This window comes from Psychrobacter sp. UBA3962 (assembly GCF_002385225.1).
Lineage (GTDB): Bacteria > Pseudomonadota > Gammaproteobacteria > Pseudomonadales > Moraxellaceae > Psychrobacter.
On record NZ_DGDC01000012.1, the window covers coordinates 22,018 to 38,001 of the forward strand.

The window sequence follows — 15,984 nt, forward strand, 5'->3', positions numbered from 1 at the left end:
CGATTGGTTACTGAAATTTGTTATATTATGTTAATCCTCATCGGCTTCATTTTCTGTTTCCTCAAGCACCCTGCCGTCCATTCCCAGTCGTTCTTTTAAGGTCTGTATATCAGCTTCAGGCAGGGTAACGGTCAGAGTGACTGCCTTACTATAAGCGACTTCGCCAACCTCACCGCCCATGTCTTCCACCACATAACGCACTTGTGATTCGTTAGCAAAATCTGCCTCAATTTGCACTTGAGCCATTGGGACATAAGGGGTTAAGACCATTTCATCTACCGCCGCTTGGGCGGAGCCGGCATAGGCTCGAGTCAAACCGCCAGCGCCCAATTTGATACCGCCGAAGTAACGCACTACGATGATAATGACATTGCCAATACTTTTGTGCTGCAACACATTTAGGATAGGGCGCCCTGCAGTACCGTTGGGCTCACCATCATCATCAAATCCGGCACTGGTCGTGTTATTAGGGTCACCGATAATATAGGCCCAGCAATGATGACGGGCATCAGGATACTTTTCACGCAATTGTTCCACGTGAAACATAGCTTTTTCACGGCTGTGTACCGGATAAGCATAGGTGATAAATTCTGACTTCTTAATGTCAAGTCGGGCAGTAACAGGGGCGGCTAAAGTTTGATAAGTCATAAAGGCTAACTCTTATTAAAAGAGACTGGTATAAAAAAGCACTGGAATAAAAAGTATGGGATTAAAAAAAGTCATCAATTTTACGGACAGTGGGTGTGGTAAACTGGTGACCATATAATCTACATCTGTAGTAACACAAAAATATTTATAACCCGATACAGTTTCATTTAAGCAAAGGTATATAACCAAATTATATCTAGCATAACTATATCAGTTATAAAGCCAAGGATAACATAAATGCGTTTAGACAAATTTATCAGTAAGGCCACCGAGCTGTCGCGTAAAGAAGCCAAAAAAGTGCTCCATGCCAGTGAGATTACGGTCAATGATGAAGTGGTAAAAGATGGCAGTGTGCATGTTGATGTGCTCAATGATGAAGTAATGTGGGCCGGTGAGCCTTTATGCGTTGCCACCGGTAGTCGTTATTTACTGCTGTATAAGCCTGAAGGCTTTGAATGTACTTTAAAGCCCAAAGAGTATCCCATGGTGACCGAGCTTATTGCCATACCTGAGCTGGGTAACTTGCGAATTGCGGGTCGCTTAGATGTCGATACCACAGGGGCTTTACTACTAAGTGATGACGGCAGTTGGCTACACCGTGTGACCAGTCCTCGTCATTTGCATGAAAAAGTATATGAGCTGACCCTAGCGGATCCCATGGATGAAGCAGAGCAGGCCCATGCGGTTAAGAAGGTAGCTCAAGGTATCTTGTTGGACGGAGATTACGAGCCAACCAAACCAGCGACGTTAGAGTTTATCGATGAGACCCATGCTCGTCTTATCTTAACTGAAGGCAAATATCATCAGGTGAAACGGATGATGGGCTACTTCGGTAATAAAGTGATTGAGCTACACCGTGCCAGTATTGGCGGCATTACTTTAGAAGGTCTGGAGAAGGGTGAGAGCCGCTTCTTGACCGAAGATGAAGTAAATAGCTTCTAATTGATAGTAAGTTTAGTTAGTTTTTTATTGAAATGGGCGCTTTAGGTGCCCGTTTTTTTTGTCTAACAAAAAGTAACGAATAGAGTCATCTGGGTAAGATAGATAGGATATTATTATTATATAAATTTCTATAGTTAATTGATGTCTATTTAGGAGCTTTCATGCCACACTTTTCAAAAAAGCCAAGTGCAACAAGGAATAAGTTTTTGGCTTTGTCGTTACTGGCCTCTATTACGCTTTCCCCTTTTGCGATAATGTCTTCAGCTCAGGCTGATCTAGAAGTATTTAATAATGCCTATGACAAGATAGCGGCAAACAGCAACACACAACTAAAAGCACCAACTGAGCAGCAAAAGCAGAAGATCAAGCAACTGCTTCAGGGGGCAGGCATGACCGCTCCCATTACCTCAATTACGCCCTCAAAACTGCCTTCTATGTATCAGATTACGCTGGCTCAAATCCCTGGGACCGAGCCGCAACTGCCGCTGCATATCACCGCGGATGGTAACTACATCTTGCAAGGTGAGCTAAATGCCAACCCCAGTCCAAAAAAATCTACCCCGCCAAAAGAAGCACCGAGCAAGACGCTCAGTGGCATGCCGGTTAGCAAAGAGCTGCGAGCTTCCATATTAGCCAACAGCAGCTTACTAAAAAACATTACTCCTGAGGTGGCGTTATATCATACTGCAGTGCCTGGAGTCATTTGGGGCACTACTTTTAATGGCCAGCCTTTTATTACCAATACCGAGGCCAGCGTCTTTACTAGCGGTGAGGTTTCAGTCATCAAAAATGGTCAATTTGCTGGCTTAGATGCCGACTTTGAAAAAAAGAAGAATTTGCATGTGCTGTCGCAACTGGATGAGGATAACTTGGTCATCTATCCTGCTACCACTAAAGAGCAGGCGGTAATCTATGTTGCCACCGATATTAATTGTCCTTATTGCCGGATCATGCACCAGGACATGGCCAATCTAAATGCCAAAGGCATCACCGTAAAAGTAATCGGCTATCCTTATTATGATCAGTCGCCGGAGCAGATGCGTCAAATTTGGTGTGAGACTGATAAACAGGCTCGTCGCCAAGCTTTAGATAAAGCAATGGCGGGGGAGGCGGTGGCTAAGACTTGTGCCAATAACACAGTGAATCATATGAAGGACAATCATAGGAAAGCGGCCGGCCTTGCGGTATTTGCGACACCGGCCATTTATCGTGAAGATGGGGTGCAATTCAATGCGCCTTACCAAGACCCTGGCTTTTTAGCCTTCTTAGGGGTGCAATAACTTTTAAAGACTTAAAACTAAGATAATCTGCTGCGCAATGAAGCTCACGGTCTGTGAGCTTTTACGGCAATACTACATTAACCACTTTCCAGCCCAATAACCCTTCGCGCTGCATCTCTAATGTTAACGGATAACCCTTTACTTGACCTGAGATCGTGAAGCAGTTCATACCACAATAAGACAGCTTAGGTTGGGCGCTGTCCTCCCCACTTTCCACATGATTTTGCAGCTCATTAGCCTGCTGCTTCATTACCTGTTGCGTCTGATTTTGGATAACCACTTGAATGTCACCGCGCTGGATAATCAGGTCTTGCACCAGCTGTTTTAAATCTACTTTATTACTAGCGATGGCCCAAGCAGCGGCCAACTCTTTGGTGGCTTGATTGGCTTGGCCTTGGGTGTCAATTAGAGCGCTTATATTGTCCGCAGTAACCGCTTTATTCACGGACTGAACAATGAGGTCATCGGCAGCTTGCTCCAAGGCATCACCGCCCAATTGGGCTACCAAAGGATACTGCTGCAAAGTACTGCTGAATTTGGTGGTTAATTGATTTTGAATATTGGGCTGCAGCTGATCAAAATTTATATGGCTGACTAGGGCGGTACCGTCATTGGCATCATAAGCTTTTTTGAGCTGATAAGCCGTGTAGTAAGGCGATCCGGCGAACAAGGCGACGGCCACAATAAGCAAAGTTATTAAGAAGAGTTTTAATGATTTCATAAGGTGAAGCCGCTAACTGTGCCAAATTATAAGGATAATGCGGTGATTTTAGCATAACCGCTTGATAATTGAGGTGTTTGTCACCATTAAACAGGCAAAGTATTATTTAATTTTTTGATTTATTTAAATCCTTTATGGGTTATAACGAATTTAATGCCAACGGTTACCGTGAATGACTATGTTTCACGTGAAACCTACTGGGCATATTGATAGGAGCCTCCATGAGTAAGCGAGATTTTTACGAAGTTTTAGGCGTTGATAGAAACGCAGATGAACGTGAGATTAAAAGGGCCTACCGCAAGCTGGCCATGAAGTACCACCCTGACCGTAACTCTGATGATCCAGATGCTGAAGACAAATTCAAAGAAGCCTCAATGGCTTATGAAGTGTTAAATGATAAAGACAAACGGGCAGCTTATGATCGTATGGGGCATGCCGCGTTTGAGAACGGCATGGGCGGCGGTGGCTTCGGGGGTGCTGGTGCCGGTAACTTCCAAGACATCTTTGGCGATATCTTCGGTAACTTCGGTGACATCTTTGGTCAATCTCGTGGGGGCGGTCGTCAACGCCGTGGCTCAGACTTACGTTACGTCATTGAGCTTACTTTAGAAGAGGCCGTACGAGGCTGCAAAAAAGAAATCAGCTTTACTGCTCCTGCTCCTTGTGAAACTTGTGATGGTAAAGGCGCCAAAAACTCCTCTGATATTCAAACCTGTAGCACCTGTGGCGGCCATGGCCAAGTGCGTATGCAGCAAGGTTTCTTTGCGGTACAGCAGACTTGTCCAAACTGTGGCGGCACCGGCCAAGAGATCAAGAATCCTTGTAACGACTGTCATGGTAGCGGCGTAAAAGACAAATCACGCACCTTAGAAGTTTCTATCCCAGCTGGGGTAGATGATGGCGACAGAGTGCGCTTAGCTGGGGAAGGCGAAGCTGGTGGGGCAGGCGTTGAAAATGGCGACTTATACGTTGAAGTTCGCGTCAAAGAGCACCCAGTATTCAAACGTCAAGGCGCAGACCTTTATATGGATGTACCGGTTAGTATCACCGATGCAGCTCTAGGTAAAGAAGTAGAAATCCCAACGCTTGATGGCAAAGTGAAGGTTAAAGTGGCAGAGGGTACCCAAAGCGGTAAACTGCTACGGGTGCGTGGTAAAGGGGTGACGCCAGTTCGCACTACCATGAAGGGCGATTTAATTTGCCGCATCATGGTAGAAACGCCAGTGAACTTAACCCGTGAACAAAAAGATTTATTGCGTCAGTTCCAAGACACGCTAGATGGCGACAGCAAGCATCATCAGTCGCCTAAGAAAAAATCTTTCTTCGAAAAGCTAGGCGATTTATTTGACTAATAATAACAACAATGTAGTAGGAGCAATCTGCCTCTATTTCAAATAAAGCCAGCTTGATGATAAGCCTCCCGATCCATAACGATTCGGGAGGCTTTTTTATATAATGAGTGAAATTTTATAGCCACAAAGCAGATTTCAAGGTTAACAAATTCAGCGGACTCTGCAATCATGCTATTATTATTCATCGGATTAATTTGGTTATCGTAAATAGCACTGAACTAAGGAAAATAAAAAATGACAGACTCAAGCTCAACGCCTATCAAAGTAGGCATCATTGGCGCTGGCGGACGGATGGGACGCATGTTGATTGAAGCGGTTACCCAAAATCCGCAAACTCAACTTGCCGCTGCTATCGAGCGTAGTGGATCTAGTTTGGTGGGTGTCGATGCCGGCGAGTTGGTGGGCTTAGATAAAAACGGGGTGGCTTTGAGTGATAACTTAGAAGCTGAACTCAGTGAAATCGATGTGTTGATTGACTTTAGTCTGCCAGACTCTACCGAGAAGAACGTGCAGCTGTGTGCTCAGCATAAGGTGGCCATGGTTATCGGTACCACAGGGCTAAGTGAGGCTCAGCAGCAAGCTTTAGACAGCGCTTGTGAGCAAATTCCAGTGGTTTACGCAGGCAACTACTCAACTGGGGTTAATGTGTCGCTGAAATTGATTGAAATGGCGGCCAAAGCTTTTGGGGATACCGCAGACATCGAGGTGATCGAGTCGCATCATAAGCACAAGGTAGACGCGCCTTCAGGAACAGCATTTATGATGGCCAACGCCGCTGCAGAAGCGCGGGGTCAGAATCTAAAAGAAGTGGCCATTTATGGCCGTGAAGGACAGACTGGTGAGCGTAAGCCGGGTTCGATCGGTATTCATGCCATCCGTGGGGGTGAAATTATTGGCGACCACAGTGTGATGTTGATTGCAGATGGCGAGATGGTAGAGATTAAGCACCATGCTCGTGAGCGTATGACCTTTGCTGCAGGAGCGGTACGGGCTTCGACTTGGATTGTCAGCCAACCAGCAGGGCGTTATGACATGCAAGATGTCTTAGGCTTAAAGTAGTCAAAAACAGCTCAAAAAAACACCCTTTCGCCACTGGCCAAAGGGTGTTTTTTTATAAGCTGTGTTTGATGAGGTTAGCTTAAAAAGATCACCAATTAGACAAATTAAGCCTTTGATTTCTCAAGCTGTTTTTCACGGGCTTTGAGGTATTTTCGTACTTTATCACGGGCCCGAGTTTGTTTTAAGCTCGAGAGGTAATCCACAAAAAGAACCCCATTCAAATGGTCCATCTCGTGTTGAATACACACTGCCAGTAAGCCTTCTGCGATCTCTTCAAAGGCATTGCCCTCACCATCTAAAGCTTCGATTTTTACTTTAACGGGGCGCTCTACTGAATCGTAAACATCCGGCACAGACAAGCAGCCTTCTTCATACGGCTTTTTATCTTCAACCAAAGGGGTAATCTTGGGGTTAATAAACACCCGTGGTGAGTCATTATTTTCAGACAAATCCATCACGATAAGCTGAATATGACGGTCAACCTGGGTGGCGGCCAGTCCAATACCTTTGGCATCGTACATGGTCTCAATCATATCCGCGATGAGCTGTTTGATATCGGCATCAACGGTTTTCACCGGCTCGGCAATGGTACGCAGACGAGGATCTGGATAACTCAAAATAGGTAATATGGCCATAGGAAATCACATAGGTGTCAATTAAAATTAAATTAGGATGTTTAGCTATTATACCTAACTAAATGAGGGGTGAAGAGATAAATATCAAGGGCTTAAGGGCAAAAAAAGCGGACTTATCACTAAGTCCGCTAAGGTAAAACCGGGCGCAATGCCCTAAATACGTTTTATAATTGGCCAACTATTAACCCGTAATAGCTGTGCCTTTATTAAGCTTAGGAATCAAGCTTAAGAGGTTTTACTAACAATCAGTTCATAGATGAACAGTAGGATAATAGCCCCAATTACTGAGAAGGCCAGACCAATAAAGTTACCATCACTGGTTACTCCAATGGCACTTGCGATAAAGCCACCCACGAAAGAGCCGGCAATACCTAAAACAATGGTCATAATCCAACCCATCGCATCATTACCTGGTTTGATAGCTCGTGCTAATAGGCCTGCAACTAGACCAATAATAATTGTCCAAATCATGACTTACTTTCCTTAAATTATAATGTTGAAGACTTTTTATTTGTCTTGAAAATATTGTAACTAGGATTGTAATCAATATTGGCAAGGACTGGTAAGGCGAAATTGTTAACCATGTACTGGCTGTGTGATAATTGCTAGCAAATTGAAAAGAAGTAGCTATATTTGGTTAACTGATTGTAAAACGAAGACAAATTTTTATGACGTCTTATCGTTCAAAGCTCAAATGCTATCAAACTAAAAGCTGGGCCCAAATAAAAGCCCCCTAACTGTTTTATAAAAGTTAGGGGGTTTATAAAAGTCATGGGGCTTTATTTAGCTTTTAGCGTATTGGCTAAAAAACTCTTATTTTGACGCAGTTTTTGCAGTTTCTAGAGCCGCTAATAAGCGTTGATGAATGCCTTCAAAGCCACCATTTGACATGATAATTACCGCATCATCTTTCCCAGCTTGGCCCAGCTGAGGGACTAGATGGTCAATGATGGCTTGCGTGTCATTCATTACGTACTGTTTATTGCTGATATTGGTGGCATTACCCACCACCTCAGTCAGACCCCACTCTAATCCGGCAGGCTCATACCAGATAACTTCATCTGCCAGTTGCGCAGAGGCCGCTAAGCTGTCTTTGTGAATCCCAAGCTTCATGGTATTACTACGGGGCTCAATAATGGCCCAAATTTTGGCAGCTTTAAGTTTCTTTTTGGCACCATCTAAGGTAGTGGTGATCGCTGTGGGGTGGTGGGCAAAGTCATCAAATACTTGGACTTTGGTAGCAGTAGAAAGCTGTAGATCGGCAATTAATTCCATACGACGCTTAATGCCTGAGAATTGAGACAAGGCTTCGCAGGCCTGTTCCACACTGATACCGATATTGAAGGCAGCGGCGACGGCAACCATAGCATTTTCCACATTATGACGGCCACTCATGCCCCAATGTACTTTGCCACTGAGCGTTTTACCACTTTCAGGGTCATGGTAATGCACTTTAAACTCACTGCCGTCTTCTGCAATCAGCTCGGCTTGCCAAGTACAGTCAGTATTTCTATCTGCTTGAGCACTATCTGTGATTTCAGTACGCCAGATAGGGGTCCAACAACCTTTGTCTATAGTAGCCTCAAGACTAGGGGTGTTGCCCGGCATGATGATTTGACCACTACTCGGAATCATACGAATCATATGATGGAACTGGGTCTGAATGGCTTCTAAATCTTTGAAGATGTCGGCATGGTCAAATTCAAGGTTATTCAAAATAGCGGTGCGAGGACGGTAATGAACAAATTTTGAGCGCTTATCGAAGAAGGCTGAGTCATACTCATCGGCTTCGATAACGAAGTAACCGCGTTCGCCTTGAGCGTTTTTATCAGCACCCAAGTAGCTACTATGAGCAAAAGCTTGGGTCAACTTCTCATCTTCACTGTCGACCAAAGGTACGCCGCCGATCAAGAAGCCGGCATCAATACCACAGTAGTGTAGCACCCAGGTCAACATAGTAGTGGTCGTGGTCTTACCATGGGTTCCGGCAACTGCCAACACGTGACGGTGCTGCAACACATGCTCTGACAAAAACTGAGGACCTGAAGTATAAGGGATGCCCTCATCCAGCATATATTCTACTGCCTCAATCCCGCGTTTCATCGCGTTGCCCACGATAATCAAGTCAGGCGCAGGCTGTAAGTGGCTGGCATGATACCCTTCTTGGATAGTAATTCCAGCGCGCTCAAGTTGAGTGGACATCGGCGGATAAATGTTTGCATCTGATCCCGTGACGGTATGACCCAGGTCACGAGCCAATAATGCCAGTGAGCCCATAAATGTGCCACAGATACCTAAAATATGAACGTGCATGGAACCTCTTATTTTTATCTACGTAAATGAAAATGGGAAAGCCAGCTTTAGGGTCACGGCTTTAGTAACTATAGCCTTTATTAAGGGCCTAAACGATTAAACGGTTTGATTTTTTATAATGCGCCATAAAACCAGTAGGTTAACCAAAATTAAAGCACTAAACAAGATAAGGGCTTGCTCTGGGATAGAGAGTCCTAAGAAGCGCCAACTGATTTCAGCACATTCCCCTGAGCCAGACAGTACTTGGTTAATGACTTGCTTCATGGGCAAAGCTTCTAACCAGTAGTCTAGGCCTGGGCCACATGAAGGCACCTGATCAGGCGGTAGATGCTGTAGCCACACATGACGCGCTGCCACACCTGCCGACCAAAGAATACCGGCCATTGAGCCTAACCATAATAACAGCTGTATGGCTTTGGTTTTTGGATTTCCAATGGCGGCAATAAGAGCGAAGACCCCCATTAACATCAGCCCAATCCGTTGAAAGACACACAGCGGGCAAGGCTCAAGCCCTTTATAGTTTTGCAAAAACAAAATGGCGAAAGCCATGCCGATGACAGCAAATAAAACCAAAATAGAATTAAGAGCACGGTAAGTTAGCAAACGGGCCATGCAGGGTGTTCCTTGGCAACAGTTAATAGTAAAAATGTCCAAACTTTAATGACAGTGACAGCCAAGCCGTTGTAATAATTATCAGGACAAAGGGTTAGCGGTATTGCTGGATATAATCATAGAAGTCTTGGGTGTCGTTTTTCTCAAGATCTTGTTGCTGTATCCAAGATTTCTCTGCCAATACCTCATATCTTGCCTGTGTATTTGGGCTTAAAGAGCTGCGCATAATAGACTCACGATGCTGCAAGGCTAGGGCATGACCAAGACTCCAGGTGCTGCCAAGCTTCTCTGTATCAGCCAACACTTGAGCGGACAAGGTCGCATCTGGATAGACCGCTTTACCTAACATTAGGGTCACTGCAACTCGGTAATGATTGCCGCCATATTCGGTGTCTAGCAGAGTGGCCAGAGGCAACATAGCTTCTAAATGCTTTCTCATCCACTCACTAAGCGCCACTTCGCCGTCAGGAGTTTTAATGGTTAAGCCCTGTTCACGACCATTATTAACCACTCTTTCCACGTTTTCTGCCAAAAGATCGTCTTCTTCTGGCAACAGATCAGGGGAGTCCGCTAATAAACAATACAGCGCCAACACCTCTAAGAAACAGGCGGTCGACACTCGGATACCAATATCGCTATAAGGATCAAGGTCAACGGCTCTAAACTCAACGTAAGCGATGCCACGGGCTTCTAAGGCGTGACTTGGGGTCTCTTCTGATTCTGCAATTTGCTTCGGACGGATAGGGCTATAGTACTCATTTTCGATCTGCAAGATATGGTCATTAATCTGAATCGGATTGCCTTGCTCATCATCTAAGCCAAGCTCACTAAAGCCTGAGAAGGGAGTGTTGATTGCTTTGCGTAATCCAGCGACATATTCCGGCAAATTGTTATAACGAATATCCAGCTGGTCTTGAACGCTATTGGTATAGCCAAGCTTACTCATACGTAAGCTGGTAGCTTTAGGCTTGTAGTAAGTGGTTTTATTCATCAGCTCTAAGTCATGCTCGCGTCCGGTAAGGAAGCAAGGGCACACTGAAGGACTGGCGCCAGTTAAGTACAACACCAAGCTACTCATGCGCTTGAAGTTACGGATGAGGCCTAAATACTTTATGTTTTTGAACTCAGTTAACGACTCTGCCTGCTCTTGCTCGGGCAAGCTGTCTCGCCAAGCTGTGAATAAGTCATCGCCAAAAGATAAGTTGTAATGCAGTCCAGCAATGGTTTGCATTCGGCGGCCATAGCGAATGCCTAGACCGCTACGATATAAGGTTTTTAGACGGCCCACATTAGAGCTGCCGTATTCTGCCAAAGGAATGTCATTATCATCAGAGGAGAGCATGCAAGGCATGGACAGCGGCCACATCAGCTCCCCCTCTTCAAGGGATTGATATACCAAGACATGCAGCTCACGTAGCATGTTTAGGGTCTCGGCCACCGTAGGCTTTGGAGAGGTAATAAGCTCTAGCAGGCTTTCAGAATAGTCGGTAGTAATGTAGGGGTGAGTTAACTTTGAGCCTAGTGATTCAGGATGCGGTGTTTGGGCCAAAAAGCCATCCGACTGCATTCTTAGTCCTTCTTTTTCAATACCCCGCAGCATGCTGGATAGATGCTTGCTGGAGAGCCAAGAAGGAATAAGTGAGGCGCGGTTTGGGTTAATTGAATTGTCGGTTACATCAGTCATACTATATCTCAAAATCAAATAAGTACCCCACGACTCATTAATTTAGATGAATTAACAAAGTTTAGGTGGGATAAAGTAGTTTTTATAGGCTTAATTGAGCCACTTATATATCGATTTAGTGTAGCTTAAACCTATTAAAAAATCATGCGCGTTTACAAATGACAGCCAAACAACAGCCAAAAGCTAGGTCAATACTCAGCGAAATCTCAATAGAGTAAGAGCTGTAAAAGTAAAAGCTGTAAGTTTTTCTAAAATTTAATAAAAAAATAACCGCTACAATATAAACTAGAGCTTGTAGCGGCTATGATAATACTTTTTATTACTGTCACGGGTGTTTATTACTGTAATGGGGTTACCACCCATGGATTGTTTAGATAGAGAATGAAGAGCCACAGCCACAAGTGGTTGTCGCATTAGGGTTGGTCACCACAAAGCGGGCGCCTTCTAGTCCTTCTGTATAATCTACCGTTGAGCCTTGCAGGTATTGATAACTGAGTGAGTCTACTAATAAAGTAACGTCCTCGTTTTCAAAACTGGCGTCATCATCGCCTTCTTCTTCAGCGAAGTTAAAGCCATAGGAAAACCCCGAACAGCCGCCACCGGTAACATACACTCGTAGCATAAGGTTTTGATCGCCTTCTTCTTCACGTAATTTGCGAACTTTATTCGCCGCACTGTCAGTTAGGGTAATGGTAGTCATAGTATCCTCGTAAAGTGTAAAACTTCACTTAACGTAAAATCAAAATCTGGTTTAGTACTGTGTCCGACAAGAAAGAAACTGTTTTTCTGAAGACGGTTTGTTATAAAGGTAACTTACGATAAAGATGAGGGTAAATTTTTTACAAGGGGCGTGCTTCAACAACAGATTGCTTTTATCTAGGCCCTTAAAAGGTCCTGTATTGTACTGATTTTACGATTATTTAAATAATTAGTCATTCAGTATAACATAATGAGGCATAATGCTTGATTTTCAATGCCTCTTAGCAGATAAACTGTGTTTTTTTTGCAAATTTTGAATGAGCCCCATTGTAAGCCATAAGCTGTCTATTCCGCTTAGCATTAACCAAAAAGTGATTAATATCCATGATTGAATTTAACAAAGTCAGTGTCCGCCGCGATGGCAGAATCTTATTTTCAGACGCCACCTTTCAGATCCACCCTGGTCAAAAAGTGGGATTAACCGGTAATAATGGTACTGGTAAATCTACGCTATTTGGGGTGATTCTAACCTATATGGGGGAGCAGACCACTGATGAGTTAACCGTGGATGCCGGTAATATTAGCATTCCCAGTGGTTGGGAAGTGGCGCACATGGCCCAGGAAGTTGAAGGTAGCAGTCAACCTGCCATCGACTACGTATTAAGCGGTGACAAAGAGTGGTATCAGCTGAATCAAAAAATGATGGCGCCAGACAGTTTAAGCGATGCCGAGATTGCCCAGCTGTATCAACGCTTTGATGACATCGATGGTTATCGCACTCCCACCACAGCGGCGCAGATTATGGCCGGTCTGGGATTTCAGCCCAACCAACACGAGTTGCCGGTGAATGATTTCTCTGGGGGTTGGCGTATGCGCCTGAACTTGGCGAAAACCTTGATGAGTCGCGCCGATTTGCTGTTGCTCGATGAGCCCACCAACCACTTGGACTTAGATGCTATCTTATGGCTAGAAGAGTGGATTGCCAAATTTGATGGCACGGTCCTGCTCATCTCGCATGACCAAACCTTCTTGGATGCCACCATCAGCTATATTCTCCATGTGGAAAACCAGCGTTTGACCTTGTATACCGGTAACTATTCGCAGTTTGTGCGTACCCGTAGTGAGCGTCTGGCGCAGCAGCAGCAAGCTTACGAAAAACAAGAGACTACCCGTGCGCATTTAGAAGACTTCGTGCGCCGCTTTCGTGCCAAAGCTTCTAAAGCCAAGCAAGCACAAAGTCGCTTGAAACAGTTAGAGCGTATGGCGGATCTGTCTCCGGTCATGGCAGACAACCCTTTTACCTTCCAGTTTTATGAGCCCAATCACATGAGCTCGCCCTTGATTTCGCTGAAGTCAGCTGACATTGGCTACAGTGAGACACCAATCTTAAGGGACGCCAGCTTACAGATTACCCCCGATACCCGTATTGGTCTATTGGGGATGAACGGGGCCGGTAAATCCACCTTAATTAAAGCTTTGGTCGGAGAGCTTGAACCGCTGACGGGCAGTTATAAGGTGTCAGACACCTTAAATATCGGCTACTTTAACCAGCATCAAATGGACAGCTTAGATGCCGAAGCCACGCCGATGATTATGATGCGCCGTATCGCTGGCAAGACCTCTGACGCTGATTTGCGTTCCTTTTTAGGTAGTTTTGATTTCCGCGGTGATCGCATTGATACCCCAAGCAAGCTTTTTTCAGGGGGAGAGCGGGCGCGTCTGACCTTGGCATTAATCGTGTGGCAAAAGCCAAACGTATTGGTACTAGATGAGCCCACCAACCACTTGGACTTGCAAATGCGTCAAGCGTTGACGATGGCGCTGCAAGGGTTTGCCGGGGCAGTGGTGCTGGTATCGCATGACCGTGAACTTATTGCCAACGTCTGTGATGAGCTGTATCTGGTACATGATGGTAAGCTACAAGAGTTTGAAGGGGATGTCTCAGACTATGGCAAATGGTTGTCTGAGCAGCGTAAATCAGATGCCAAAGAAGCGGCCAAAGAGTCTCGTGATGCCAAAGCGAGCGCTAATCAAGCCGCTAAGCAAGCTGAAGAAGACAGAAAAGCAGCAGAAGCCAAAGCGAAGGCAGAAGAGCCACAGCTTAGCAAAGAAGAGCGTCGTAAATTGGCGGCAGAGCAGCGTAAGCTAACAGCGCCGATCCGGAAGCGTATTGAGCAAGCTGAGAAAAAACTAGATAAAGTGGTCGATGGTTTGGCGGATTTAGAATTAAAGCTGGCCGATACCACGCTGTATGAGGAGGCCCGTAAAGACGAGCTGTTAACGCTACTCGATGAGCAGGCTTCCTTACAACAGCAACAAGCTGAGCTTGAGGAGCAGATGCTGATGGCCATGACCGAGCTTGAGCAGTATGAACCGTAAGATTAGCGTGATAAAGTGGTGGGGCTCTCTGGCTATAAAATCAATAAACTTGGCTTGATGAACGGTGAAATAGTCATTAACAGCCCTTATATATAACCCTAAGAGCTGGTTTTTTAGATTAAAACGCTTAAAAGGATAATAATAATGGCAGAAAAAAGTTTTTATGACGTTTTAGGGGTCAGTAAAGATGCCTCAGAAAACGATATTAAAAAGGCTTACCGTAAGTTAGTGCGTAAATATCATCCCGATGTCAGTAAAGCCAAAGATGCGGATGAAAAAATCGCAGAAATTAACAATGCTTATGAGACCTTACGTGACCCTGAGAAGCGGGCGCAATATGATGCGATGCAGGCCAATCCCTTCGCAGGAGCGGGTGGTTTCGGAGGCTCAGGTGGCTTTGGCGGTGCAGGCGGAAAAGGGGGCTTTAGATGGGAAGACATCAAAGATCAGTTTGGCGAAGGGGCCCCCTTTGGCAGTGGCAGCTTCCGCTTTGATGACATCTTCTCAGCCTTCGGTGGTGGCAGAGGCGGGGCTAAGTCCTCTCGTCAATCGGCGCAATCTGGCTTTGAGGGCTATGACCATTTTGGTGATGCGTTTCAACAAGCAGGGCCTACGCCTGGTCAAGACCAACATGCAGAGATTAGCGTCAGTTTAGATTCAGTCTATAAGGGCGATGACTACAGTATTAAGTTAAATGTGCCTACCCGTCAGCCAGACGGGACAGTAAGTCATGAACAAAAAACCTTGAAGATAAAAATCCCTAAAGGCATCACCGAAGGCAAGCAAATTCGTCTAAGTGGTCAAGGTGCAGCCAGCTATGCAGGGGGTAAAAATGGGGATTTGTTCTTAAAAGTAATGATTCAACATGATGACAATATTCGCCTAGAAGGCACAGATGTCTATCAAACGGTCAATATTACCCCTTGGGAAGCGGCATTAGGGGAGAAGATTAATGTCAGTACCCCAGCCGGGACTTTTGGGGTTAACATTCCCAAAAATAGTAAGTCCGGGAGTCACTTAAGGGTTAAGGGCAAAGGTATTCCAGCCAAGCAAGCAGGCGACTTATACCTTACCTTAAATATTGTTAACCCAGAGGTGAGTACCGAAGCGCAGCAGCAAGCTTATGAGGCCTTAAAACAAAGCTTCGCTGACATCACGATAAAGCGCTAAAAATATAACTATAAGAGGGACGGTTATCATGAAACATTCTAATGAATTTAACGATATTATCATGACCTTAGATGAGCTCGTTGCTGCTTGTGGTGCCGAGCGTAGCTGGGTAATGGCGTTAATAGAAGAAAATGTCATCGAATATGATGTGCCAGAAACCCAACAATTTACCGGTTATCAGTTGGCGACAGTGCGCCGAGCCTCGCGCTTGAGCCGTGATTTTGATGCCAGTATTCCAGCCATTGGACTGATTTTAGAGCTGTTAGAAGAAGTCGAGCAGCTGCGTCAGTTTAAGCGTCAGCAGCAAGCCTCAATGCAGTCTGTGCATACCATTGAGGTTGAGATAAAGTCACAGTAAGGGGCTTTATGGTTTAGCGAAATTATTGCTACCAGCTATTTTAGAAAGAGACAAATTACCAAAAAAATAGGCCCTATCTTGGGGCCTCTTTTTTAATGCTAATAGGATTATTATACCAATTCCACAAAATAA

The 15,984-nt window shown here is 45.0% G+C and carries 15 protein-coding genes; 7 read left to right on the forward strand and 8 right to left on the reverse strand.

Annotation, left to right across the window (positions count from 1 at the left end; all coding sequences use genetic code 11):
- Positions 1 to 30: 30 nt before the first annotated feature.
- Positions 31 to 648 (reverse strand): YigZ family protein, encoded by a 618-nt coding sequence (locus B3S92_RS03410; protein ID WP_296202750.1) that lies wholly within the window; start codon positions 646 to 648, stop codon positions 31 to 33.
- A gap of 237 nt (positions 649 to 885) precedes the next feature.
- On the opposite strand from B3S92_RS03410, the gene B3S92_RS03415 reads away from it, so the two are divergent.
- A complete protein-coding gene (locus B3S92_RS03415; RefSeq protein WP_296202751.1) occupies positions 886 to 1,590 on the forward strand; it encodes a pseudouridine synthase in 705 nt (234 codons plus the stop codon).
- A gap of 161 nt (positions 1,591 to 1,751) precedes the next feature.
- Positions 1,752 to 2,870, forward strand: coding sequence for a thioredoxin fold domain-containing protein (locus tag B3S92_RS03420; RefSeq protein WP_296202752.1), 1,119 nt, complete (start codon positions 1,752 to 1,754; stop codon positions 2,868 to 2,870).
- 61 nt (positions 2,871 to 2,931) lie between these two features.
- On the opposite strand, the gene B3S92_RS03425 is transcribed toward B3S92_RS03420, so the two are convergent.
- Positions 2,932 to 3,591: a DUF2939 domain-containing protein gene (locus B3S92_RS03425; RefSeq protein ID WP_296202754.1), complete on the reverse strand. Its 660-nt coding sequence runs from the start codon at positions 3,589 to 3,591 to the stop codon at positions 2,932 to 2,934.
- Between the two features lie 221 nt (positions 3,592 to 3,812).
- Here B3S92_RS03425 and dnaJ point away from each other — a divergent pair, with 221 nt between their 5' ends.
- Both dnaJ and dapB read left to right on the forward strand, forming a co-directional pair.
- Entirely contained in the window at positions 3,813 to 4,943 is a 1,131-nt protein-coding gene (gene dnaJ / locus B3S92_RS03430) for a molecular chaperone DnaJ (protein ID WP_296202755.1), read from the forward strand.
- Between the two features lie 234 nt (positions 4,944 to 5,177).
- Positions 5,178 to 6,002, forward strand: a complete 825-nt coding sequence (gene dapB / locus B3S92_RS03435; RefSeq protein WP_296202756.1) for a 4-hydroxy-tetrahydrodipicolinate reductase — start codon at positions 5,178 to 5,180, stop codon at positions 6,000 to 6,002.
- A 104-nt stretch (positions 6,003 to 6,106) separates the two neighbouring features.
- Here dapB and def read toward each other — a convergent pair whose 3' ends face one another.
- The 6 genes from def to erpA form a co-directional block, all read right to left on the reverse strand.
- Positions 6,107 to 6,637: a peptide deformylase gene (gene def / locus B3S92_RS03440; protein WP_077450125.1), complete on the reverse strand. Its 531-nt coding sequence runs from the start codon at positions 6,635 to 6,637 to the stop codon at positions 6,107 to 6,109.
- A 225-nt stretch (positions 6,638 to 6,862) separates the two neighbouring features.
- On the reverse strand, positions 6,863 to 7,108 hold the full coding sequence (locus tag B3S92_RS03445; RefSeq protein WP_077450124.1) for a GlsB/YeaQ/YmgE family stress response membrane protein: 246 nt from the start codon (positions 7,106 to 7,108) through the stop codon (positions 6,863 to 6,865).
- Positions 7,109 to 7,450: 342 nt separating this feature from the next.
- Positions 7,451 to 8,950 carry a UDP-N-acetylmuramate:L-alanyl-gamma-D-glutamyl-meso-diaminopimelate ligase gene (gene mpl / locus B3S92_RS03450; protein WP_296202758.1) on the reverse strand — a complete coding sequence of 500 codons (1,500 nt, stop codon included), beginning with the start codon at positions 8,948 to 8,950 and terminating at the stop codon, positions 7,451 to 7,453.
- Positions 8,951 to 9,046: 96 nt separating this feature from the next.
- Positions 9,047 to 9,562: a disulfide bond formation protein B gene (locus tag B3S92_RS03455; RefSeq protein WP_296202760.1), complete on the reverse strand. Its 516-nt coding sequence runs from the start codon at positions 9,560 to 9,562 to the stop codon at positions 9,047 to 9,049.
- A gap of 94 nt (positions 9,563 to 9,656) precedes the next feature.
- The gene (gene gshA, locus B3S92_RS03460; protein ID WP_296202761.1) at positions 9,657 to 11,246 is read right to left on the reverse strand and encodes a glutamate--cysteine ligase; all 1,590 of its coding nucleotides are present in this window, start codon (positions 11,244 to 11,246) and stop codon (positions 9,657 to 9,659) included.
- Between the two features lie 370 nt (positions 11,247 to 11,616).
- Positions 11,617 to 11,946 carry an iron-sulfur cluster insertion protein ErpA gene (gene erpA, locus B3S92_RS03465; protein ID WP_296202763.1) on the reverse strand — a complete coding sequence of 110 codons (330 nt, stop codon included), beginning with the start codon at positions 11,944 to 11,946 and terminating at the stop codon, positions 11,617 to 11,619.
- Positions 11,947 to 12,329: 383 nt separating this feature from the next.
- Here erpA and B3S92_RS03470 point away from each other — a divergent pair, with 383 nt between their 5' ends.
- From B3S92_RS03470 to B3S92_RS03480, 3 genes are all read left to right on the forward strand, one after another.
- A complete protein-coding gene (locus B3S92_RS03470) occupies positions 12,330 to 14,324 on the forward strand; it encodes an ABC-F family ATP-binding cassette domain-containing protein (RefSeq protein WP_296202765.1) in 1,995 nt (664 codons plus the stop codon).
- Positions 14,325 to 14,468: 144 nt separating this feature from the next.
- A complete protein-coding gene (locus tag B3S92_RS03475; RefSeq protein ID WP_296202766.1) occupies positions 14,469 to 15,494 on the forward strand; it encodes a J domain-containing protein in 1,026 nt (341 codons plus the stop codon).
- Between the two features lie 28 nt (positions 15,495 to 15,522).
- Positions 15,523 to 15,852 (forward strand): chaperone modulator CbpM, encoded by a 330-nt coding sequence (locus B3S92_RS03480; RefSeq protein ID WP_077450117.1) that lies wholly within the window; start codon positions 15,523 to 15,525, stop codon positions 15,850 to 15,852.
- The last annotated feature ends 132 nt before the right edge of the window (positions 15,853 to 15,984 follow it).